The sequence below is a fragment of the Streptomyces sp. NPDC016640 genome (genome assembly GCF_043076215.1).
GTDB lineage: Bacteria > Actinomycetota > Actinomycetes > Streptomycetales > Streptomycetaceae > Streptomyces.
This window is the reverse complement of sequence record NZ_JBIBRG010000015.1, coordinates 169,177-191,639: the sequence shown is the minus strand read 5'-3', so window position 1 is coordinate 191,639 and position 22,463 is coordinate 169,177. Positions and strand designations below refer to the sequence as shown.

Sequence of the window (22,463 nt, the reverse complement as noted above, 5' to 3'; positions counted from 1 at the left end):
CCACCGCGAACGGCACCGCGAGCGCGCCCGCACCGCACCGCACCGGTTCCCGAAGCTCCCCCGCCCGTCCGGTCGACGCCCTTCCCCGGACGGGCGGGGGGTTCCACCTCCCGTACCCGCCCTGATGAGCCCACGATCGGAACAGGAGATCCCATGGCATTACGCAGCAGATTCGTCTCCCTGGCAGCGGTACTGGCCACCTTGCTGGGAGGGCTCGGCCTGAGCTTCCTCTGGCAGAACGACGCGCAGGCGCACGGCGTGGCGATGATGCCCGGCTCGCGCACCTACCTGTGCCAGCTGGATGCCGTCACCGGCACCGGAGGACTGGACCCGACCAACCCGGCCTGCAAGGACGCGCTGAACAGGAGCGGCTCGTCGGCACTGTACAACTGGTTCGCCGTCCTCGACTCCAAGGCCGCCGGGCGAGGCGCCGGCTATGTGCCGGACGGCACGCTGTGCAGCGCCGGTGACCGGTCACCGTACGACTTCTCCGCCTACAACGCGGCCCGCGCCGACTGGCCCCGCACGCATCTGACGTCCGGGGCGACGATCAAGGTGAAGTACAGCAACTGGGCCGCCCACCCGGGTGACTTCCGGGTCTATGTCACCAAGCCCGGCTGGTCGCCCACGTCCCGGCTGGGCTGGAGCGACCTGGAGCTCGTCCAGACCGTCACCAACCCGCCCCAGCAGGGCTCGCCCGGCACCAACGGCGGCCACTACCACTGGGACCTGAAGCTGCCCTCCGGCCGCTCCGGCGACGCCCTGATCTTCATGCAGTGGGTGCGTTCGGACAGCCAGGAGAACTTCTTCTCCTGCTCCGACGTCGTCTTCGACGGCGGCAACGGAGAGGTGACCGGCATCCGCGGCTCCGGCGGCACGCCGACCCCGACGCCGACTCCGACGGATCCCCCCACGCACACCGGTTCCTGCATGGCCGTCTACAACGTGGTGAACTCCTGGGACGGCGGCTTCCAGGGTTCGGTCGAGGTGATGAACCACGGGACGTCACCGCTCACCGGCTGGGCCGTGCAGTGGAAACCCGGCGCCGGGACCCGGGTCGGCAGCGCCTGGAACGGCTCCCTGTCCACCGGATCCGACGGCACGGTGACCGTGAGGAACGTCGATCACAACCGGGTGATCGCCCCCGACGGCAGCGTGACGTTCGGCTTCACGGCCACGTCGTCGGGCAACGACTTCCCGGTGGGAACGATCGGCTGCGCGGCACCGTAGACAGTCCGGGGCGACGCCGGTACCGGCGGCAGGCCGGGCCGGCGGCGGCCCGGCCGTACGGTCGGCTCCGTTCCGGCGTACGGGCCGCGCGGCCGGGTGGCCCGTACGCTCACGAGTCCCCGCAGTGGGGCCGCCGGCCGGCCCCCTGTCCGTCCGAACCGCTGCGCGGCCCCCGGCTCATGGCGCGGCGCTGCGCAGCGGTCGTCGCCCCCCATATGCCGGCGTCCTCCCCCTGCTCGAGCGCCCATGACCGGCAGGCGGTCAGCACCCCGCAACGACGGCACACCCCACGGGCCGCGGCGACCTGCGGATCGCTCTCCCGCTCCACCAGGGGAAAGAACAGCTCGGGGTCCTCATCGGCACAGGCGGCCCCGTCCAGCCATGGCCGGACGTCACGGGCAGGGCCGGCGCCGAAGCGAGAACGGCGAGGGTGAACAGACACGGCGAACCTCCGCACGATGCCGGCCGAACCGGCGAGTGGCTGCGGCACGCACGGTGCCACAGGCCCGGCAGGGGTCCGTTTCCCACCATAATGCGTGACTCCGCACGCCGCAGATCGGACCACCGCACGCGCCGCCTCCGTACCCCGGCGACCCGGCGACCCGGAGGCGTCGGGTCGCCGGGTCGCCGGGGTACGGAGGCGGACGCCCGGGACGCTTCTTGGACAGGTGTCCATGTATATTGGACACCTGTCCAAGAAGTGTGGAGGAGTGGGTCACCGGTGGAGACCGCGGCGAATGTTCTGGTCGGTCTGGTGGCCGCCCTGCACGTGTACATCCTGGTTCTGGAGATGTTCCTGTGGGAGAGGAAGCCGGGCCGCAGCCTCTCCGGCTTCGACGCGGAACTGGCCCGCGCCAGTGCCCCGCTGGCCGCGAACCAGGGCCTCTACAACGGCTTCCTGGCCGCGGGCCTGATCTGGGGCCTGATCGCCGGTGACCCGACGGGGTTCCGGGTCCAGGTCTTCTTCCTCGTCTGTGTGCTCGTCGCCGGACTCTACGGAGGCGCCACCGCGAACCGGCGCATCCTGATCGCGCAGGCGCTGCCCGGTGCGCTCGCGCTCGCCGCGGTCCTCCTGGCGCGATGACGGGTCCGCCGGGGGAACCCCGGGCGGCCCGCACCCGGGCCAAGCTTCGCCAGGCACTGCTGGACGAATGCGCACGGCGTCCGCTGGCGGAGGTCAGCGTGGCCGCGCTGGTGCGACGGGCGGGGGTCGGCCGTGCCACGTTCTATCTCCACTACGACGACCTGGGGTCGCTGGCCGTCGACGCCTGCGCCGGCGTGGTCCGTGAGGCGGTGGACGCCCTGCATGCCTGGCGCGGCACACCCGACCCCGCCTCCCCGCCACCCGCGCTCATCGACTTCCTGACCGGTCTCGCTCCGCATGCCGGGCTCTACCGGGCGCTGCTGAGCCCAGGCGGCGGCGGCCCGCTCGGCCGCGTGCTCCATCGGGACCTGCGGGCCCGCAGCCGCACCGAGCGCAGCCTGGCCGGTGCTCCGGAGCCCGACCTGATCGCCTCAGCCGTGGCCGCGACCTTCACGGGAGTGCTCGCCGACTGGCTGCACGGTCTCATCCCGGGCACCCCCGGCGAGATCGCCCACCGGATCTGGCACCTGCTCGTCACCCTGCACCGCGCCCCTCCGCCCTGACGGGTCCTCCGCCGCGGTGGACCGTGCCCCACTCCACCCGGCACGAAGCACCGGGACCACGTCCCTCCGGCGTCCGGGACACAACAGCGTGACCGGCACCCCGGTCACGCAACGGCATCCTGCCTCCCGGCTCGTCGGGCGAGCGGATCCCGTGCGTGGGCGAACGCGCCGCACCCACGGGACGGCCCGTTCCCCGCCGAGCCGGAGGAGGAGAACACCACTCAGGTCGACTCGCGCACCACCAGCTCGGTCGGCAGCGTCAGTTGCTGCCGGGGCGCGCCGTGCCGGGTGATGTCGGTGAGGATCCGGGCCATGGTCCGGCCCAGTTCCTCCACCGGCTGACGCACCGTCGTCAGAGGGGGGTTGGTGTGGCGTGCGAAGACGGAGTCCTCGAATCCGACGACGGCGACATCGCCGGGCACCTGCCGCTTCCGGCGGCGCAGTTCGGCCAGGGCGCCGACGGCCATGAGGTCGGAGGCGGCGAAGACGGCGTCCAGGTCCGGGGCGCGTTCAAGAAGCGAACACATGGCGCGGCCGCCGCTCTCCTCGGTGAAGTCGCCCGCCTCGACCAGGAGTTCATCGGCCGGCAGTCCCGCCTCGTCATGCGCGGTGCGCCACCCGGCGAGCCGGCTTCGGCCGACGTCCATGTCCTGCGGGCCGGTGATCGTGGCAACCTTCGTCCTGCCGCTGCGCAGCAGGTGCCGGACGGCCTCGGCGGCCCCGCCGGCGTTGTCGGCGTTGACGTAGCTCAACTGTTCGCCCGCGTCCCGGCGGCCGGCCAGCACGGTGGGCAGGCCCATCTCCTCCAGCATGCCGGGCAGCCGGTCCTCGGAGTGGACGGAGACCAGGAGGACACCGTCCACGCGGCGCGTCGCCACCGACTCGGTCAGCTGGTCCCGCTCGGCCTGGTCGCGCACGAGCATGAGCTGCAGCTGGGTCCGGGTCTCGGCGAGGGCGCCGCTGACCCCCCGTATCAGCGCGGCGAAGAACGGCTCCGAGCCGAGCCGGCTCTCCGCTTCCGGGATCACCAGGGCCACGGCGTTGGTGCGGTTGGTGACCAGGCCGCGGGCGACCGAGTTGGGGACGTAGTTGAGCTCCTTGATCGCCGCCAGAACCCTGGAGCGGGCGTCGGCGCTGACCAGATCCGAACCGTTGACGACGCGGGAGACCGTGGTGCGGCCCACACCGGCGCGGGCGGCGACCGTTTTGATCGTGGGCCGGCGATTCCCAGCCATGCGCTTCCCTCCCTGGCAACCGCGGCGGTGCCGGCCGCGGGGGTGACCAGCGGCATTGTTGCAGACGCCGCCGCCGCCGGAGCACACCCGGGGGCCTGTGGATCCTGTGCCGGAGAGCCGGGCCGGGCGACGATTCGGGTTCAAGTTATTGACAGATCCCCTCCGGCCAACGAGTCTTCGATGCGCCGGTGGGAACGTACCCACCCGTGATTGGGCACGTTCCCATTCTTTGTTGAGCCGCTGTAGTCATCGCAGAACTCGCCACTCCGATGTGTCAGCGTCGTCGCTAGGAGGAGATCCATGGGCACTTTCGGTTCGTTGCGCACCAAGGCGGTGGCGACAGCCGCGGCCGTCGGCGCGCTGACGCTCGTCGTCGGCTGCAGCGGCGGTGGCGATTCGGTCACCGGTGGTGGCAAGAAGGACGGCAAGGTCGTCATCACCATGGGCCTGTACGGCGTGATGGGCCTCAAGGAGACGGGCCTCCTCGAGCAGTACGAGAAGGAGAACCCCGATGTCGACATCAAGGCCGAGATCGCCGGTGACGAGCAGACGTACTACACCGCGCTGCAGACCAGGCTCGCCGCCGGCAACGGCCTGAAGGACATCCAGGGCATCGAGATCGGCCGGGCCAAGGAGATCACCGAGACCCAGTCGGACAGGTTCGCGGACTTCGCCGGCCAGGCGGGCACCGACCACTTCCTGCCCTGGAAGGAGTCCCAGATCAGCACCGAGGACGGCAAGGTGCTGGGCCTGGGCACCGACATCGGCCCGATGGCCGTCTGCTACCGCAAGGACTACTTCGAGAAGGCGGGCCTGCCCACCGACCGCGAAGAGGTCGCCAAGCTGTGGGAGGGCGACTGGAGCAAGTACGTCGAGGTCGGCCGCACCTTCAAGAAGGACTTCAAGGGCGGGGACGTGGCGTACATGGACGCGGCCAGCGGCCTGTTCAACGCCATGGTCTACGGCTACCCCGAGCAGTACTACAACGACAAGGGTGAGCTGATCCACGACAGCAACCCGGCCGTCAAGGAGGCCTGGAACCTCGCCGCCGACGCCGCCGAAGCCGGCCTCACCGCCAAGCTCCGCCAGTTCCAGCCGGGTTGGGACCCCGGCCTGTCCAACGGCACGTTCGCGACCGCCGTGTGCCCGGCCTGGATGCTCAGCCACATCAGCGAGAAGGCCGGTGAGGCGAACAAGGGCAAGTGGGACGTCGCCAGGGCGCCCAAGGGCGCCAACTGGGGCGGCTCCTTCCTCGGGGTGATCGAGAAGAGCCCGGTGAAGGAGGAGGCGAAGAAGCTCGTCGCCTGGCTGACCGCGCCGGAGCAGCAGGCCCACATCTTCAAGGAGATCGGCAACATCCCGTCCTCGCAGGAGGCGCTGGAGGCCGACGACGTGAAGAACGCGAAGTCCGAGTACTTCAACAACGCCCCGATCGGCCAGATCTTCGGCGCCGCCGCCCAGGAGATCCCGGACAAGCAGGTCCTCGGCCGCAAGGACGGCACGATCAAGGACACCTTCTCCCAGGGCCTGACCCTGATCGAGCAGCAGGGCACCCCGCGTGACGACGCGTGGAAGACCACCGCCGAGCGCATCGAGAAGGCGGTCGGCTGACCGGTCGCCCCGCGGCCCCGGGCCCGCCCGCCGCCTGCCGGCGGACGGGCCCGGGGCCGGCCCACCCATCTGCTCTGAGGAAGGAAGTCCGGTGGCCACCTCCACCACCAAGGCCCTGGCCGGCGAGGAGCCGCCAGGCCCGCCGCGCAGGACGGGCGGCGAGCCGAGTGCCCCGCGCCGGCGCGGGGCACTGCTGCACCGTCTGGACATCAAGGGCGCGCCGTACGCGTTCGTCGCGCCGTTCTTCGTCGTCTTCGCCGCGTTCAGTTTCTACCCCCTGATCTACACCTCGTGGATCTCCCTGCACCGGGTCGAACTGGCCACCCTCGACGTCATGGAGTGGGTGGCGTTCGACAACTACGTCGAACTCTGGGGCGACTCACGGTTCTGGAACGCCGTGCAGAACACCATCACCATCGGCGTCATCTCCACGGTGCCGCAGCTGCTGATGGCGCTCGGCCTGGCACACCTGCTCAACTACCGGATGCGCGCCTCGCTGTTCTTCCGCGTCGCCTCGCTGGTGCCGTACGCCACCTCGGTCGCCGCCGCGGCCCTGGTCTTCACCATGATCTTCGAACGCGACTTCGGCATGATCAACTGGGCGCTCGGCACGGTCGGCATCGACCCGGTGAACTGGGAGGCCGACAAGTGGCCCGCCCAGGTGGCGATCTCCACCATCGTCATCTGGCGCTGGACCGGCTACAACGCCCTGCTCTACCTGGCCGCCATGCAGGCCATCCCCGCCGACCGCTACGAGGCGGCCTCGCTGGACGGCGCCTCCCGGTGGAAGCAGTTCACCCACGTCACCGTCCCCGGGATCCGCTCCACCATCGTCTTCACCATCGTGCTCTCCACGATCGGCGCCACCCAGCTGTTCGGTGAGCCGCTGATCTTCGGCCAGGGCCCCAACGGTGTCACCGGCGGCGCGGACAACCAGTACCAGACGCTGGGCCTGTTGCTGTACGAGGAGGGCTGGAAGAACTACCAGATGGGCCGCTCGGCGACCGTCGCCTGGGCCATGTGCCTGCTGCTCGTCCTCGTCCTCGTCGCGCAGCGCCTGATCAAGCGCCTGCGTTCCCGCACGTCCTGACCTGGAGTCGTCATGACCACCCACAGCCTCCCGGCCCGGACGGACGCGCCGGACCGTGCACCCGACGGGAAACCGGCCGGCCGCGGCGGCCGCCGGCTGCTGCGCCAGCGCGCCGGCCGCCAGCACCACGCGGGTCCGCTCGCCTACGTCCTGCTCGTCATCATGGCGCTGCTGTCCCTCTTCCCGCTGTACTGGACGATGGTGGCGGCCTCCACCGACAACACCCGGGTCAGCCAGACGCCGCCGCCGTTCCTGCCCGGCCCGAACCTGTTCACCAACCTCGCCCGGGCCTGGGACGAGGCGGCCATGGGCAAGGCCATGGTCAACAGCCTGATCGTGGCCGGGGTGATCGCCCTGTCCACGGTGATGTTCGCGACCCTGGCCGGGTTCGCCTTCGCCAAACTGCGGTTCAAGGGGCGCAACGCGCTGCTCATGCTGGTGATCGGCACCATGCTGGTGCCGCCGCAGCTCGGCGTCGTACCGCTGTTCATGATGATGTCCGAACTCGGCTGGTCGCAGCAGCTGCCCGCCGTCATCTTCCCCACGCTGGTGAGCGCGGTCGGCGTGTTCTTCATGCGGCAGTACCTGTCCGAGGCGCTGCCGGACGAACTCGTCGAGGCCGGACGCGTGGACGGGGCGCACTCGCTGCGGATCTTCTGGAGCATCGTGCTGCCCGTCGCGCGGCCCGCCATGGCGGTCCTGTTCATGATCACGTTCGTGCACGCGTGGAACGACTTCTTCTGGCCGTTCGTGGTGCTCGACATGACCAACCCGACGGTCCCCGTCGCCCTCACCCAGCTCAGCGCGGGCTATGTCCGCGACCAGTCGCTGATCATGGCGGGCGCGCTGCTCGGCACGCTGCCCCTGCTGGCGATGTTCATCGTCTTCGGCCGCCAGATCGTCAGCGGCATCATGGCGGGCGCCGTCAAGGGCTGACCCGCCGCGCCCGCCCGGCGCGAACCCGCACCCCCTTCCGGCCTTCGCGTTCCCCGCGAACAGCCCTCCCAGAAAGGACCCACGTGGTCACCGCAGCCCAGCAGCCCGCGTCCGCCCCGGACGCCGCCCGTACCTTCCCCAAGGGCTTCCTCTGGGGCTCCGCCACCGCCTCCTACCAGATCGAGGGGGCCGCGGCCGAGGACGGCCGCACCCCGTCGATCTGGGACACCTACGCCCGCACCCCCGGCCGGGTCCGCAACGGCGACACCGGTGACATCGCCACCGACCACTACCACCGCTGGCGCGAGGACGTCGCCCTCATGGCCGAACTCGGCCTGGGCGCCTACCGTTTCTCCCTCGCCTGGCCCCGTATCCAGCCCACCGGCCGCGGCCCCGCGGTCCAGAAGGGCCTGGACTTCTACCGGCGCCTCGTCGACGACCTGCTGGACAAGGGCATCCAGCCCGTCGCCACCCTCTACCACTGGGACCTGCCGCAGGAGTTGGAGGACGCCGGGGGCTGGCCCGAGCGCGCCACGGCGGAGCGGTTCGCCGAGTACGCGGCCCTCGCCGCCGACGCCCTCGGTGACCGGGTGAAGACCTGGACCACCCTGAACGAGCCCTGGTGCAGCGCCTTCCTCGGCTACGGCTCCGGTGTGCACGCGCCCGGCCGCACCGACCCGGTCGCCGCGCTGCGCGCCGCCCACCACCTCAACCTGGCCCACGGCCTGGCCGTCCAGGCACTGCGGGACCGCATCCCCGCCGACGCCCAGTGCTCGGTCACCCTCAACATCCACCACGTCCGCCCGCTCACCGGCAGCGACGCCGACGCCGACGCGGTCCGCCGGATCGACGCGCTCGCCAACCGGGTCTTCACCGGCCCGATGCTGCGGGGCGCCTACCCGGAGGACCTGTTCAAGGACACCGCGGCGCTGACCGACTGGTCCTTCGTGCACGACGGCGACCTGCAGCGGATCCGTCAGCCGCTGGACTTCCTCGGCGTCAACTACTACTCGCCCACGCTCGTCTCGGAGGCCGACGACAGCGGGACGCACACCAGCGACGGACACGGCAGGAGCGACCACAGCCCCTGGCCGGGCTCCGACCGGGTCGCCTTCCACCAGCCGCCCGGCGAGACCACCGCCATGGGCTGGGCCATCGACCCCAGCGGCCTGCACGAGCTGCTGTGCCGGCTGTCGTCGGACTTCCCCGAGCTGCCGCTGGTCATCACGGAGAACGGCGCCGCCTTCGACGACTACGCCGACCCCGCCGGCCAGGTCAACGACCCCGCCCGGATCGCCTATCTGCGCGGTCACCTGGCCGCCGTCCACCAGGCCATCGCGGACGGCGCGGACGTGCGCGGCTACTTCCTGTGGTCGCTGCTGGACAACTTCGAGTGGGCACACGGTTACAGCAAGCGCTTCGGCACCGTCTACGTGGACTATCCGACCGGCACGCGCATCCCCAAGGCCAGCGCCCGCTGGTACTCCGGGATCGCCCGCACCGGAGTCCTGCCCGGCGCCTGACCGGGCACGGGACGGGGACCTCGGCTCCCGCCCGGCGCCGTGCCGCACGGCCGACGCGCCCCCGCACCCCGCATACCGGGGTACGGGGGCGCGCGCGGTGACCGCGCCGGCCGCCGGCGGTACGACGACGGCGGAGGCGGCACCTGCCCACGGCCCCGGCGTACGGGCGAACCGGCGCCGGTGAAGGTCCGGGCGCCACTCCGCAGCGTTCACGCGGCCGGAAAGACGCTCCGTGCGCCTCCTCCCGCCGGAGCCGGTCCGCCCGGCGGTCGGAGGCCGGTGAGCAGACCGTCGAGCGGCGCCGGTACGCGCTGGGGGTGGAGGGCTTCGACGAGGACCCGACCGTAGTGGATCTTGCGGCCCTTCTTCGTGCCGAGGAAGCGCCGCAACTGCTGCTGCGGGGTGCGGCCGCGCTGGGCCGGCTGGCGCAGGAAGGTCCGCAGGGCGCGCAGGTCGCCCTCCGCCCGGACGAGTTCTTCCATCCGTGTCACGCCCAGCGCGCGGATGAGCTCGTCCTCCAGGTCCGCCGCGCAGACGAAGAAGTCCCCCGCCCGCCCACCGGCCCGCTGCAGGCCGCGGGCGTAGTAACCGCGCTCGGCCTCGTCGCACAGTCCCGTGAGGCGGAGCCCCAGCCCGGACGGCCCGAGGAGGCGGGCGAACCGCCCGACGTTCATCGCACCGCCCATCGGCAGGACGCACACCCCCTCGGCCGCCAGGTCCCGGCCGCGGCTCGCGGCCAGTGCGCCGACCGCGGCGGCGTCGCTCAGTCCCTCGAGCAGGACCGCAGCCCGTACGGGCAGGCGCGCGGCCAGTTCACGCGCCGGATCGCCGGGACCTCCGGCCGCCCACGCGGTGACCGCCTCCCGGAACGCCCCCATGTCTGCCATGTGCCGAGTCTCCGCCGTTTCCGGCGGCCACGGTAGCCGATATCCGCCCGCCACCGACGGCGGGGACCCCCGGGCCTTCGGGGCCGCTCCCCGGCGAGGCGAGGACCGGCCCCGCTCCTACCAGATCAGGCACCAGTAGCCGCCGTGGTGACCGATGGCGATGTGGCCGCACCGCGGCACCAGTCCGGGGTCCGGCCGCCCCACGGCCGCCAGTGCACAAGCCGGGTCACCGACCGTGTCGGCGGTGGCCATGCGCCGGGCGGCGGCCACCGCCGCCGGGGAGGTGGACCACTCGGTCGTCACCGGCTCGATGCCGTCGCCCGCCTGTGTCGGCATCCGGGTGAAGGGCGCCGGCGTGGAGGGTGCCGGCGTGGACGGTGCCGGAGCGGGCGTCCGAACGAGTGGGATCGGCCGGGAAGCGGGAGCGGAGGGTGGCGGTGGGACGGGCGCCGACGGCTCCGGCCGCGTCCGCGGGGTCCGCGTCGGCACGTGCTGCGGGGGTGGCGCCGAGGGGGTGGACGCCGCCGACCGTGCCGGAGCCGTTCCCGGGGTCGGTGCGGCCGACGGGACGGCCGCCGTGGGGTGGCCTGTCGGCCGGTTGCCCGACGGCGCCGGCTGACGCGGACGGGTTGTCGCCGGCTCGGGCGTCCGGGTGCGTGGCGACGGCTGCCGCGCCGTGGCCGACGCCTCCGGTGAAGACGTCCAGGGCGGCAGGGGACTGAGCGTCGGCAGGGACAGGTCGGCCGAGGCCGACGGCTCGGGGCGGGGCGTGCCGCCGTCCGTCGCGACCAACGCCCACAGGCCGATGCCGCCGAGGACGAGCAGGGCGATGCCGCCCGCGATCCATGGTGCCCGTCGGGGCGGGCGTCGGTGACGGTTCATGGTCCTTACTGTCCTATGCGACCTGGCGGAACGCCTGTCGCCCGGACACGGCCCGGACCGCGGGGTCGCTCCGCGCCCCGGTCCGGCCGGTGCCGGCCGCCGCAGGCGCGGCCGGCCCCGCCGCCGCCCGGCATACCACCCGTGCGGTCAGTGAGCGGGGCGGCTCGCCCCCGGGGCGGCGAGGGCTTCCCCGGCGGTTCGCCGGTCCTGTGCGTGGCTGCCGCCGGAGATTCCGGGGCTGCCGGCGCGCCGGCAGCCCCCGCCGACCGGGCGTCCGCCGCCGACCGCCATCGCACGCCCCGGACGCGGGCGGCCGGCCGGCGGCGCGATCCGCGGGTCGGCGAGGTGGCCGTTCCCCGTGTGAGCGGCGGCGGGGAGGGAAGCCGCGGTCCACGCCTCGCCGGGAGCGGCATCGGTGGGGAGGAAGGGCGCGTCGGTGCGGGAGCGGCCCTTCGGTGTGGTGCGGTGCCGAGCGGTACGTGTGGTCCGGGGCGGGCGAGGCGGGTGGGCCCTCTCACCGCGGCGGAGGGGCGGAGGTGGAGGCCACCCGGGTGACGGGCACCTCGGGATCGGCGGCCCGTGCACCGCCGGGCCGGTCCCGTGGAACGCGATGTCGCTTCAGGAGGGGCGTCCCGGTGGTCAGCCGGCGACCGTCAGGACGAGCTTGCCGCGGGTGCGGCCGGCCTCGCCGTGGGCGTGGGCCGCGCCGGCCCGCTCCAACGGGAAGGTCTTCTCCACCTCCACGACGACCTCGCCGGCGTCGATCAGGCCGGCGATCGTCGTCAGCGCGGTGCCGTCCGGCTCGACCAGGAAGGAGGTGGCCCGCACCCCGGCCGCCCCGGCGGCCCGTGCCAGTTCGGGGGAGACCCCGGCCGGGACCGCGACCAGCAGACCGCCGGGGCGCAGCACCTTCAGCGAGCGGGTGCTCGTCAGGTCGTGGGCGTCGCCCACCAGGTCGATGACGACGTCGATGTCGGCGGTGGCGTCCTCGAAGCGGGTGGCGGTGTAGTCGACGGTCTCGTGCGCGCCGATTTCCTTGAGCCAGGAGTGGCGGGCGGCGCCGGCGGTGGCGGTCACATGGGCGCCCAGGTGCCGGGCGACCTGGACGGCGAAGTGACCCACCCCGCCGGCGGCGGCGGTGACCAGGACACGCTGGCCGGCCCGCACACGGGCGGTGTCGACGACGATCTGCCAGGCGGTCAGCGCCGCCAGTGGCACGGCGGCGGCGTGCACGTGGTCGACGGTGGCCGGCTTGCGGGCGAACTGCCGGGCCGGCGCGGTCACATACTCGGAGTAGGCGTTCGCGGCGCGCGGGAACCACGGCATTCCGTAGACCTCGTCGCCGGCCTTCAGCGTGGTCACGCCGAAGCCGACCTCCTCCACCACGCCGGACACGTCCCAGCCGACGGTGAACGGCGGCTCGCCGAGCACGCCGGCCATGCCGGTGCCGCCCCGGGTCTTCCAGTCGACCGGGTTGACGCCGGCGGCGTGCACCCGGACCAGGACCTCGGTGGGCAGCGGCGCCGGCCGCGGCACCTGCCGGACCCGCAGCACCTCCGGGCCGCCGAAACCGTCCTGCACCACCGCGCGCATCGTGTCTGCGGACATACGTCATCTCCTGGAACAGCGCTCTGTGGAGGGCCTCCGCGGCTCTCCCCGGACACCGACGACGCCGTCCCCCGGGGGGGCGGCTATCTGAGATCCTCTCCTTCCCATCGGGAAGTGTCCTGGGGAGAAGTGTCCCGACGGGGAGAGCGAGCACGACGGCCACCTGCCTCGGCGCTGGGCGCGAGCACCACGACGTCCACGCCGGCCGGCCCCTGCCGTGCCCCGTACCGCTCATGGGCCGGGGACGACATCGACCACGCCCTCCCCGCCGAGCGGTGACGGGGGCTCACGCGGCTCTTTCGCGCATCCGGGTGGGTGAAGCGCGCCCGTCCGGCGGAACGACCCCGTGACCGCACGCGCCGGGACCGGCGCCGGTCCCGGCGGCGATCCGGTACGGACGCGACTCGCGGCGGCCGCGGCCGTGTCGCTGACGGTCGGCGCGGGACCGGGGCTCAGGGCTGTGACGCCGGGGGCGGTGGCCGAGTACGGCGGCGACGCCCTGTACACCCTGCTGACCGTCGTGCCGCTCGTCCCGGCGACGCCGCGGGTGGCACCGCTCCAGGCCGGCACAGTCGCCTTGTCCCTCGGCTGGGGGATCGGGTTTCCGCAGCTCAGCGGGTTGCCGGTGGAGTTCTCCCGGCACGGCACGGCGGCCCGCCCGGTCCTCGGTTCCGCCTTCGGCGCACCGGATCCGGTCCGGTGCGCGGTCGGCGCGGTCGTCGGCCGTTTCGCCCCGGCCGGACGTGTGGTGCCGGGGCGAGGTTCCGGTTCCGGCCCCGGTGATCGCGGGTCGTCGTGACGGCGCGGGGGGACGCCGGCGTGAAGCCGTCCGGCGACACCTTCCGTTCGGCACCTTGACCCGCCCGAGCCGCGCGGTTTAGCGTTCCCGCACTTGATGGCGATTGAAACGATTCAACGCACGTGAACCACTTCTCTGGGGTGCAACCATGTACGAATCCGTCTCGCAGCGTGGCGGTATGTCCAGACGCACGGTCCTCGCCGCGGCCGTGACCGTCGGAGCCGCGGCCGCCCTCGGCGCCGCCTCACCCGTCGCCGCCGCCCTTCCCCGCACCGGCGGCGGTGCGGAGCACACCGCCGACTGGTTCGCCGCGCCCGGCAGGTCGGTGCGGCCGAAGTTCCGCTGGTGGTGGCCGGACGGTCTGGTGGACCCCGACGAGATCGCCCGCGAGATCGACCAGATCGCCGACGCGGGCTTCGGCGGGGCCGAGATCGCCGCCGTGCACCACAGCATCAGGGACAAGTCGCTGCTCGACACCGCCCGGCACGGCTGGGGCGGCAGGTCCTGGCGCGACGGCGTGGAGGCGGCCCTGCGCCGGGCGGCCAGGCGCGGCCTCACCGTGGACATCACCCTCGGCCCGAGCTGGCCCGCGGCCGTCCCCGGTGTCACCCCCGACGACGAAGCCGCGACGCAGGAACTCGTCCACGGCCGGATCCCGCTGACCGGTGGCGCCACCTACCGCGGACCGGTGCCCCGGCCCGCGCACAAGGCCGCCTCCGGTGTCACCCGCGAGCGCCTCCTCGCCGTCCAGGCGGCCCGGGTGGACACCGCCAACTCCACCCGCAAGGAGACCGGGCTCGCCCCGGACAGCGTCCGCGACCTGACCGGCGCCGTCACCGACGGCACCCTGGAGTGGACGGCGCCCGCCGAGGGCGACTGGGTGCTGATCTCGTACTGGCAGCGCGGCTCGGGACAGCAGCCGGAATCGGGACCCCACACCGCCCCCGCCGCCTACGTCGTCGACCACCTCAGCGAGGCCGGCACCACCGCCGTCACCGACTTCTGGGACCGCCACATCCTGACCGACTCCCTGCGGCGCCTGCTCGAAGCCGCGGGCGGCGCCTTCTTCGAGGACTCCGTGGAACTGGAGACCGACGGACTGCTCTGGACGCGGCGGCTGCCGGAGGAGTTCGAGAAGCGCACGGGCCGCCCCCTGCTGCCCCACCTGCCCGCCGTCGTCCTCGACGACAGCAACCAGGTGTTCGCCTTCGACGCCCAGCTGACCCGGCAGATCCGGCACGACTTCTGGGCCACCGTGTCCGACCTGTTCAACCGCCACCACGTGCGCGCCCTGCGGGACTGGGCGCACGGCCTCGGCATGACGCTGCGCGCCCAGCCCTACGGCCTGCAGACCGACTCCATCGCCTCCGCCGCGCTGCTCGACATCGCCGAGGGCGAGTCCCTCGGCTTCAAGAACCTCGACGACTACCGCTGCCTGGCCGGCGGCCGGGACATGGCGGGACACACCGTGCTCTCCTGCGAGTCGGGCGCCTACAACGGCTCCGCCTACAGCACCACCTGGGACCGCGTGCTGCGCACCATGGGCGGCGCCTACGCGGCCGGCGTCAACCAGACCGTCCTGCACGGCTTCTCCTACGCGAAGGCCCCGGAGTCGCAGTGGCCGGGCTTCGCCGCCTTCAGCCCGTACAACGGCACCGCCGGCTACAGCGAGTCCTGGGGCCCCCGGCAGCCCACCTGGCGGCACGCCGAGGACATCTCCGGCTACCTCGGCCGCGTCCACCAGGTCCTCCAGGCCGGCACGGTCCGCGCGGACGTCGCCGTCTTCCGGCAGACCGGCTACTCCGCCACCGGCATCGGCGCGTCCTGGTTCACCTCGACCGGCGTCCCGCTCGGGTGGACCCACCAGTTCATCAGCGGCCCGTTGCTCGACCTGCCCAACGCCAGGGTGTCCGGCGGCCGGCTCGCGCCGGACGGCCCGGCCTACAAGGCCCTGTTCGTCGAGGGCGACTTCTTCTACGGCTCCACCCCGACCCTGGCTCTGGCCGACGCCCGCAAGCTGCTCCGCTTCGCCGAGGCCGGGCTGCCCACGGTGCTCCTCGGCGCCTTCGACCAGGCGCTCACGCCGGGCGTGCCGGCGTCGGGCGAGACCGGGCGGCTGCGGGACGTCCTGGCCCGCCTGCTCGCCCTGCCCAACGTGACCCGGGTCACCGACAAGACGGCGGTCGGGAACGCGCTCACGGCCCTCGGCGTCACCCCCGACGCCCGCTACTCCACCGCCTCGACGCTCCTCAACGCCCACCGGGTGACGGAGCAGGCGGACTTCTACTACCTGTGCAACGGCAAGCACGCCGAGACCGTCAAGCCGCCCGTCGCCGCGATCGACCACGACGTCACCCTGCGCTGCACCCGCGGCCGCGAGTTCGTGCCCTACCTGCTCGACCCCTGGACGGGCAGGGCCGAACGAGCCGCGCGGTACACGCGGCAGGACGACGAGATCACCCTGCGCGTCGCGCTGCGGCCCGGCCAGACCGCCATCGTGGCGCTGGGCCGGCCGGGCCTCTTCGGGGACCGCAACGGCAACCGTCCGCACGCCGTCTCCTCGGACGCCGACGAAGTGCTGTTCACCCGTGACGGGCTCACCGTGCGGGCCGGCGCGGCGGGCACGTACCGGACCCGTCTGTCGCAGGGCCGCACGGTCACCACCACCCTGCCGTCCGTGCCCGCCGCGATCGAGCCGGACCGCTGGCACCTCGACGTGGACGACTGGTTCCCGGGCTCCGACGCGACCCGGACCGAGACCGTGCGCCGCAGCGTGGAGCTGGACACCCTGCTGCCCTGGTCGCGCATACCGGAACTGGCGGACTCGGCCGGCATCGGCACGTACCGCACCACCGTGGTGCTCCCGGACGACTGGACCTCCTCCCACGGCGCCGTGCTGGACCTGGGACAGGTCAGCGACACCTTCCGCGTCACGGTCAACGGACGGGACTCGGGCCCCGCCGACCGTCTGTGCCCCGTCATCGACGTGGGTCCGCTGCTGCGGCGGGGCGAGAACACCATCGAGATCGAGGTGGCGACACCGCTCGTGAACCGCCTCCGGACGACCCGTCCGGAGGTCTTCGGCGGAGTCGCCCGCCAGGACCACGGACTCGTGGGCCCGGTCCGCCTGGTGCCGTACGCGCAGTCCGCCCTCTGATTGAACGTTTCAACCCGCCTGATTCCCACCGGAGTTGTCCGGCTGTGAGACAGCCGCTGTGCGGACGGTGCCCACGCCCGTCCGCACAGCGGCATGCCCCCGTGCGCTCAAGTCGCGCACATCAGAGTGTTCTGTGCGTCCCTTGCGCATCCCGTGAGAACCCCTGACGCCCGCTGTGGCGGCGCTTGGCGTCTGCGCCGATACGCCGAGCTGCTGATCGACCCGGCCGTCGAGGGCGGCATGACGTCGGCGTCCGGCTCCTGCCGCACGCCGTACGGCAGGGCCCGCAGCGACTGGGCACGCACGCGGGACCGCTTCCGGCCGACCGTGGACGTCCCCGCCGGAAGCACCGCGCAGGTGCACGTCCCCGCAGCCGGCGGGCGCGCCGAGGCGGAAGGGAGCGCGGCTGCTCGGGGTGAGCGGACAGGAGGCCGTGTACCAGGTGGGTTCGGGACACCGGACCTTCCACTCGGTCCCGCCGCGGTCCTGAGGCACGAGCGCTCCCGCCGGGCCACCGTGCGGCACGTCGTCGCCGACGCCCCCACCGACGAGGACCTCGCCGTGCCCGGCGCGGCCACAGCCGGCATGCCGCTCGTCGGCGGCGCCGCGGGCCCGGCCGGCCGGTTCCGTCAGGCAGGCCGGCGCCATGCGTTCAGCGCAGTGTGACCCGAGCGGCCACCGGCAGGTGGTCGCTGCCGGTGGCGGGCAGGGTGCGGATGTGGCCGACGGTCGCAGAGCGGGCCATGACCTGGTCGATGCGGGCCACGGGGAAGGCAGCGGGGAAGCTGAAGGCGAAGCCCCGCTCCGCCGTGTTCATCCGTGAGGTCAGCGGGGCCAGCCCGCGGTCGTCGACGGTGCCGTTGAGATCGCCGAGCAGGAGGACCGTCCTCACCTTCTCGGCGGCGACGGCCTCGCCCAGCAGACCGGCACTCCCGTCCCGCCGGGAGGACGCGAGGCCGCCCGCCCCGACCCGGACCGAGGGAAGGTGTGCGACGTACGCGGCGATGTCGCCGTGCGGTGTGTGGACCACGGTCCGCAGTCCGCGCTCCCAGGTCTCCGTGATGTCCGGGGGCTTGATGTCCACCGGCCGGGCACCGCTCAGCGGGTGCTTCGACCAGAGCCCGACGGTTCCCCGCACGGCGTGGTACGGGTAGCGCGGGGCGAGGATCCCCGCGTACACCGCCCGCGCCGGGGGCACCAGCTCCTCCAGGGCGATGAGATCGGGCCCGGCGTCCGCCAGGGCGCGGGCGGTGCCCGCCGGGTCGGTGTTCTCGTCGCCGACGTTGTGCTGCACCACGGCCAGATCGCGCGGACCGGGCCCGGCCCCGGGCAGGAGCAGCCCGCCGAACAGGTGCGTCCAGACCGCCACCGGCAGCAGCGACGCCACCAGCGCGGCGGCCGAACGGCGCAGCAGAGCGGGGACGAGCAGCACCACGGCCACCGGGCCGAGCCACGGAAGGAACGTTTCCAGCAGGCTGCCCGGACGGCCCACGGAGTCGGGCACCGCCCGGTGCCCGATCAGGAGTCCGGCCGTCAGCACCGCGAGCACCGCGGTCACCCGCCCCCGTCCCCGGTCCGGCCGCCACCGTCCGTCCCGCCCGGTGCCGGCGCCCGCGGCCCCCGGCTCGGCTCGGTACCGCGTCCACCGGGCCACCACCGCCTTCCCCGACACCCAGGCCTCCCATCCGTCTGCCCCCGCTGCCCAGGACGGGTCACCGGACCGGCCGGTTCCCGAGGCCGACGGGAGGCACCCCGTCGCTCACCCGTACGACCGCGGGGGCGCGGCCCGCACGGCACGGTGGGCTGCCGGCCGCGCCCTTTCCGGCCGGCCCGCCGGTGGCGTGAACCGACCGCGCGCCCACGGCACACCGATGATTCCCGGCGGCAACCGGAGTCCAATGACGTGTTCCGGACGACCGGCCGCGGAGGCCGGCCGACCGTGTCGAGGGCCGTCACGCGGGCCGGCCTCCGTGGCCGGCGAGGGACACGGCGGGGCTCCCGAACCGCGAGGGCGGTATGCGGAATCCGCACTACAATCCACGCGACCACCTTGGGGGAATGCCAGATGGAAACCGTTATCGTCCAATTACCGGAGACCGAAGCGCCGGTACCGGGTGAAACCGGAAGACCCGGATTGCTGCACCTGGGTCCCGGGGACGTCATCGACTTCGGGCGCGGCGTGCCCGGAAGCGGAACCACGGCGATCGACCTGCCGGATCCCGGGATCTCGCGCCGTGCCGGACAGCTGGAAGCCGCCGCGGACTACTGGCGGTTGTCCAACTTCAGCCGCAGCATGTCATACGTGGTGGAGAACCTGGAGGGCGCCGGCGAGTACATCACCGTGGCACCCGGCCGCCTCGGCGCGCCGGTGCCCTTCGAGTTCTCCCGAGTGGTGCTGCCGGCTCTGACGGGCAGCGCCTCCTTCAAGGTGTTCGCCCCGCAGCACGCCTACCTCGGCGAGCAGCCGGGTGACGGCGCCGGGGAGCAGACCGTGCATCCCTTCGCCCTGGATCCGACGTCGAAGTACTTCCTCGTGCTCGTCGCCCTGTGCGAGCCACGGCTGCGCGACCCCTCCGACCCGGCCCTGCCCGGCGCCGGGGAGATCGCGGAGCGGCTGCGCCCGCTGGCCTCGTGCCGGAGTCTGACGCGCTCGGCGGTGAACTACCACATCGACTACCTCGCGTTCGCCAAACTGCGTCTCACCCACGGTGACGAGGCACCGGCCGACGGCGCCCGCACCGGGGCCAAGCGGGCCCAACTGGCTTTCACGGCCCTGCGGTTCGGCCTGGTGCGCGAGGAGCACCTCGCCCTGCTGCCGCGACGCGACCGCCGTCCCGTGCCGCAGGAGGCCCGCCCATGACACCGCAGACACCCGGGGACCTGGACGGGCCGCGGCCGCCCCGGCTGCCGGAAGGGTTCCGCATCGAGGGCTGGGAAGTCGGCGCGGTCATCGGCTCCGGGGGGTGGGGCACCGTGTACGAGGCCCGCTCGGTCGCCGACGGCACGCCCGTGGCGGTGAAGGTGCTGCCGACCGGAGCCCTCGCACCCGGGCATCGCGCCGCGTTCGGTGAACTCGTCGCCCGAGAGGTGCGGTTCAGCGCCGGGGCGGACCACCCCCACCTCGTCCGTACGCGCGCCGTGCGCACGCTCGAGGTACCGGGCCTGCCGGCGCTGGACGGGGCGATCGCGCTGGTCATGGACCGCGCGGAGGCCAGCGTGAAGGACGTGCTGGACGCCGCCGGGTCGGGCCGGGCGGTCGCCGACGCCGCCCGGATCCTCGGCGGCGTCGCCGCGGGCCTCGCCCACATGCACGGCGCCGGGTGGGTGCACGGCGACCTCAAACCCGCCAACGTCCTGCTGGGCCCCGGCGGCGCGGTGTGGCTGGCGGACTTCGGTCTGGCCGTGGAGCTCGACGGCAGCCACGCCCACCTGCCCCCGCTGGGCACCCTCGACCACCTGCCCCCCGAGTGGTGGTCCCAGCGCACCGGCACCCGCGGATCGGTGGTCCGGCCGACCGCCGACATCTGGGCGTTCGGCATCCTCGCCCACCAGGTGCTCACCGGCGGACTGCATCCCTTCCCGGGAGCCACGGCCCGCGCCCGCTCACTCGCGGCGCAGGCCTACGCGCGCGGCACCGCCCCGCTGCGGCTCGACGCCGGACTCGAGGACGGCTGGCGCGGCCTGATCGCCGACTGCCTGGCCCCCGACCACGCCGCGCGGCAGCCGCACACCGCGCAGAGGATCGCGGCCCGGGTCGAGCAGCTGACGCGAGGACCGCACCGTCGCCGCCGGCGCCCGGGGCCGGCCGTCGTCGCGCTGCTGGGTCTGACCGCCGTGGCCGTCGCCGGTATGGCGCTGCTCGGAGGCGACGGCCGCGCGGGGAAGGACGGCACGGGCGACGACGGCTCGGGCGGCGCCCCCGGCGGGGCCACCGGGGCGCGGAGCGCCGCGGCCGGTGACATACACCCCGGCTCCGACGTGCCCGAGGCCCTGCGGCCGGTCATCGACCGTGCCGCCCATCGCTGCACCGACGAGGAGGTCACGCCGGCCCTGCTCGCCGCCATGCTCAAGGTGGAGAGCGGCTTCGACGTGAACGCCGCCCGCCCCGCCACCGACGAGTACGGCATCGCCATGTGGACGCCGTCGGTGTTCCGCGCCTGGGCCGTCGACGGGGACGGCGACGGCGACAAGGACCACATGTCGGCGCCGGACGCGATCGCCACCATGAGCCTGTACGTGTGCTGGCTGGACCAGCGCTTCAAGCAGGCGGGGCTGCCGAAGGAGGATCTGCAGGCGCTGGTCGTCGCGGGCTACCGCACCAGCGACCGCGCCGTCATCGAGGAACGCGGCGTCCCGGAACGGGTGCGGCCGCACGTGCGGGAGGTGCTGCGCCACCTCGCGGCGTACGAACGCTGAGGCGGCCCCGGCCGGCCCGCCGCGAGCGGTGGGCAAGGGCCCCGCCGGGCCCCGCCCACCGCTCGTCCCCCGTTCCACCGGCTACGGGGTGTCGCACTCCCGTACGCCCGGCAGCTTGTTGTCCGGTGAGCTGATGTAGATGTTCGAGATGTAGCCGCCGTGCTGCGGAAGATAGGCCCACCACTCGTTGGTGTAGGGCGGCACGGAGACGACCTGGCCCCGCGTCTGGCACTCCACCAGTACCTCCACCCCGGCCGGCAGCTGCCTGAGCGGGACGTCGGCGGTGGAGGGGTCCCTGCGCACGTTGACGAACTCGCTCCAGGTCCCGAACCACGTCCCGGACGGCCGCTCCGCCCCCGGCACGTTCAGCGAGCGGGTCAGCCGCCCGATGTCGGTGTACGCCTTGCCGTAGGAGGTGCCCGCCGGATGCAGCGTGAGCACGGCCACGATGGCACGGTCGCCGGCGCCCACCGTGCCGGTGGAGTGCAGGGCGGGCCTGACCAGATCCACCGCCGCGGCGGCCCGCGCACCGGGAGCGGCGCCCGTGGCCCGGTCCGCCGTGGCGCTCGCGGCGCGTGCCGGCGAGCCGCAGGTGCCGTCCGGGAAGTCACCCGACCAGCCCTGCTTCACCGCCCAGGGCCGCTCGAACGCCCCGGCGATGCCGAAGTGCTGGTCGAAGCGGTCCGAGGCGCAGCGTGTGGACCGACGCAGATTGCTCATGACGAAGTCACGGACGGGTGCGGGGGCCTTGTCCAGGATGTAGCGGTAGATCGTCACCGTGTCCCGGGCCGAGAGCGCGGTGTAGCCCCAGTACTCCTCGTACCCGGCGGGCGGCGGCACGGTGTCGCTGAGGCCCAGCCGGCCGACCATGCGGTCGATGATCGCCGCACGGCCGTAGGTCCTCCAGTAGTGGGTGGCCGCCGTGTCGTCGCTGCTGCGCAGCATCGGCTCCAGGCGGGCCCGGTCGGCGTCCGGGATGCTGTGATCGGGTCCGCGGTTCCACAGGAAGTCCAGGGCCAGCAGCAGTTTGACCACCGATGCGGACCTGAACTGAGCACCGGTCGCGATCTGTTCGGTGTACGTCCCCGTCTGCCGGTCGAACACCGCGACGCCGGCCGTGACCCCCGGCGGCACCTGTGCGGCGGACGCCGCCACCTCGGCCGTGGCGGCACGCCCTCCGTCCCCGGCGGCGGCCGGGGCGACGGCACACCACACCAGTAACGGGGCGGCCACGGCCCCCGACAACAGTCGTCCGAGTCTGCGCATGGTCGTGCCTCTCCTCGTCGCCCCGTCACCGCAGGGTCCACCGCTGACGCCGCCACGGTAGCCACCCCCGGAGCCCGGGGAGCCCTGACATGTGTCAGGGCGCGGACCGGCACGGTGTGCGGTGAGGAGTCCACGCGCGGGCCCGTGGCCGGATCAGCTCATGCCGGCACCGGCTG

20 protein-coding genes are annotated in these 22,463 nt (G+C 73.4%); 12 read left to right on the top strand and 8 right to left on the bottom strand.

Going from position 1 to position 22,463, the window contains the following annotated elements:
• Positions 1 to 153 precede the first annotated feature (153 nt).
• A complete protein-coding gene (locus tag ACF07S_RS27380) occupies positions 154 to 1,230 on the top strand; it encodes a lytic polysaccharide monooxygenase (RefSeq protein WP_391966786.1) in 1,077 nt (358 codons plus the stop codon).
• Between the two features lie 109 nt (positions 1,231 to 1,339).
• Here ACF07S_RS27380 and ACF07S_RS27375 read toward each other — a convergent pair whose 3' ends face one another.
• Positions 1,340 to 1,672, bottom strand: coding sequence for a WhiB family transcriptional regulator (locus ACF07S_RS27375; RefSeq protein WP_391966785.1), 333 nt, complete (start codon positions 1,670 to 1,672; stop codon positions 1,340 to 1,342).
• 279 nt (positions 1,673 to 1,951) lie between these two features.
• Here ACF07S_RS27375 and ACF07S_RS27370 point away from each other — a divergent pair, with 279 nt between their 5' ends.
• Both ACF07S_RS27370 and ACF07S_RS27365 read left to right on the top strand, forming a co-directional pair.
• On the top strand, positions 1,952 to 2,314 hold the full coding sequence (locus tag ACF07S_RS27370) for a DUF1304 domain-containing protein (protein ID WP_391975378.1): 363 nt from the start codon (positions 1,952 to 1,954) through the stop codon (positions 2,312 to 2,314).
• Entirely contained in the window at positions 2,311 to 2,877 is a 567-nt protein-coding gene (locus tag ACF07S_RS27365; protein ID WP_391966783.1) for a TetR/AcrR family transcriptional regulator, read from the top strand. The genes ACF07S_RS27370 and ACF07S_RS27365 overlap by 4 nt, the downstream gene beginning before the upstream one ends.
• A 221-nt stretch (positions 2,878 to 3,098) precedes the next feature.
• Here ACF07S_RS27365 and ACF07S_RS27360 read toward each other — a convergent pair whose 3' ends face one another.
• A complete protein-coding gene (locus ACF07S_RS27360; protein ID WP_391975377.1) occupies positions 3,099 to 4,112 on the bottom strand; it encodes a LacI family DNA-binding transcriptional regulator in 1,014 nt (337 codons plus the stop codon).
• A 300-nt stretch (positions 4,113 to 4,412) separates the two neighbouring features.
• Between ACF07S_RS27360 and ACF07S_RS27355 the strand changes: the two genes are divergently transcribed.
• The 4 genes from ACF07S_RS27355 to ACF07S_RS27340 all read left to right on the top strand — a co-directional run bounded on the left by ACF07S_RS27355 (position 4,413) and on the right by ACF07S_RS27340 (position 9,272).
• Positions 4,413 to 5,723, top strand: a complete 1,311-nt coding sequence (locus ACF07S_RS27355; protein WP_391966781.1) for an ABC transporter substrate-binding protein — start codon at positions 4,413 to 4,415, stop codon at positions 5,721 to 5,723.
• 91 nt (positions 5,724 to 5,814) lie between these two features.
• Positions 5,815 to 6,813, top strand: coding sequence for a carbohydrate ABC transporter permease (locus ACF07S_RS27350; protein ID WP_391975376.1), 999 nt, complete (start codon positions 5,815 to 5,817; stop codon positions 6,811 to 6,813).
• A 12-nt stretch (positions 6,814 to 6,825) separates the two neighbouring features.
• Positions 6,826 to 7,749, top strand: a complete 924-nt coding sequence (locus tag ACF07S_RS27345; protein WP_391966779.1) for a carbohydrate ABC transporter permease — start codon at positions 6,826 to 6,828, stop codon at positions 7,747 to 7,749.
• An 83-nt stretch (positions 7,750 to 7,832) separates the two neighbouring features.
• On the top strand, positions 7,833 to 9,272 hold the full coding sequence (locus tag ACF07S_RS27340) for a GH1 family beta-glucosidase (RefSeq protein ID WP_391966778.1): 1,440 nt from the start codon (positions 7,833 to 7,835) through the stop codon (positions 9,270 to 9,272).
• A gap of 209 nt (positions 9,273 to 9,481) precedes the next feature.
• On the opposite strand, the gene ACF07S_RS27335 is transcribed toward ACF07S_RS27340, so the two are convergent.
• From ACF07S_RS27335 to ACF07S_RS27320, 4 genes are all read right to left on the bottom strand, one after another.
• Positions 9,482 to 10,159, bottom strand: a complete 678-nt coding sequence (locus tag ACF07S_RS27335) for a TOPRIM nucleotidyl transferase/hydrolase domain-containing protein (protein ID WP_391966777.1) — start codon at positions 10,157 to 10,159, stop codon at positions 9,482 to 9,484.
• 117 nt (positions 10,160 to 10,276) lie between these two features.
• Positions 10,277 to 10,495: a hypothetical protein gene (locus tag ACF07S_RS27330; RefSeq protein WP_391966776.1), complete on the bottom strand. Its 219-nt coding sequence runs from the start codon at positions 10,493 to 10,495 to the stop codon at positions 10,277 to 10,279.
• 693 nt (positions 10,496 to 11,188) lie between these two features.
• Positions 11,189 to 11,626: a heme-binding protein gene (locus tag ACF07S_RS27325; RefSeq protein ID WP_391975375.1), complete on the bottom strand. Its 438-nt coding sequence runs from the start codon at positions 11,624 to 11,626 to the stop codon at positions 11,189 to 11,191.
• A gap of 54 nt (positions 11,627 to 11,680) precedes the next feature.
• Positions 11,681 to 12,649, bottom strand: coding sequence for an NADP-dependent oxidoreductase (locus tag ACF07S_RS27320; RefSeq protein ID WP_391975374.1), 969 nt, complete (start codon positions 12,647 to 12,649; stop codon positions 11,681 to 11,683).
• A 346-nt stretch (positions 12,650 to 12,995) separates the two neighbouring features.
• Between ACF07S_RS27320 and ACF07S_RS27315 the strand changes: the two genes are divergently transcribed.
• From ACF07S_RS27315 to ACF07S_RS27305, 3 genes are all read left to right on the top strand, one after another.
• The gene (locus tag ACF07S_RS27315) at positions 12,996 to 13,448 is read left to right on the top strand and encodes a DUF2809 domain-containing protein (protein ID WP_391975373.1); all 453 of its coding nucleotides are present in this window, start codon (positions 12,996 to 12,998) and stop codon (positions 13,446 to 13,448) included.
• A 148-nt stretch (positions 13,449 to 13,596) separates the two neighbouring features.
• The gene (locus tag ACF07S_RS27310) at positions 13,597 to 16,605 is read left to right on the top strand and encodes a glycosyl hydrolase (protein WP_391975372.1); all 3,009 of its coding nucleotides are present in this window, start codon (positions 13,597 to 13,599) and stop codon (positions 16,603 to 16,605) included.
• 153 nt (positions 16,606 to 16,758) lie between these two features.
• Positions 16,759 to 17,271 (top strand): alpha-L-rhamnosidase C-terminal domain-containing protein, encoded by a 513-nt coding sequence (locus ACF07S_RS27305; RefSeq protein WP_391975371.1) that lies wholly within the window; start codon positions 16,759 to 16,761, stop codon positions 17,269 to 17,271.
• Here the strand turns inward: ACF07S_RS27305 and ACF07S_RS27300 are convergent.
• The gene (locus ACF07S_RS27300) at positions 17,258 to 18,163 is read right to left on the bottom strand and encodes an endonuclease/exonuclease/phosphatase family protein (protein ID WP_391975370.1); all 906 of its coding nucleotides are present in this window, start codon (positions 18,161 to 18,163) and stop codon (positions 17,258 to 17,260) included. The two genes, ACF07S_RS27305 and ACF07S_RS27300, sit on opposite strands and share 14 nt — an antisense overlap.
• 507 nt (positions 18,164 to 18,670) lie before the next feature.
• Here ACF07S_RS27300 and ACF07S_RS27295 point away from each other — a divergent pair.
• Together ACF07S_RS27295 and ACF07S_RS27290 are read left to right on the top strand one after the other, a co-directional pair.
• On the top strand, positions 18,671 to 19,465 hold the full coding sequence (locus ACF07S_RS27295) for a serine/threonine protein kinase (protein WP_391966769.1): 795 nt from the start codon (positions 18,671 to 18,673) through the stop codon (positions 19,463 to 19,465).
• Positions 19,462 to 21,021 (top strand): protein kinase, encoded by a 1,560-nt coding sequence (locus ACF07S_RS27290; protein WP_391975369.1) that lies wholly within the window; start codon positions 19,462 to 19,464, stop codon positions 21,019 to 21,021. The genes ACF07S_RS27295 and ACF07S_RS27290 overlap by 4 nt, the downstream gene beginning before the upstream one ends.
• Before the next feature lie 81 nt (positions 21,022 to 21,102).
• Here the strand turns inward: ACF07S_RS27290 and ACF07S_RS27285 are convergent, their stop codons facing one another.
• Entirely contained in the window at positions 21,103 to 22,287 is a 1,185-nt protein-coding gene (locus ACF07S_RS27285; RefSeq protein ID WP_391975368.1) for a hypothetical protein, read from the bottom strand.
• Between the last annotated feature and the right edge of the window lie 176 nt (positions 22,288 to 22,463).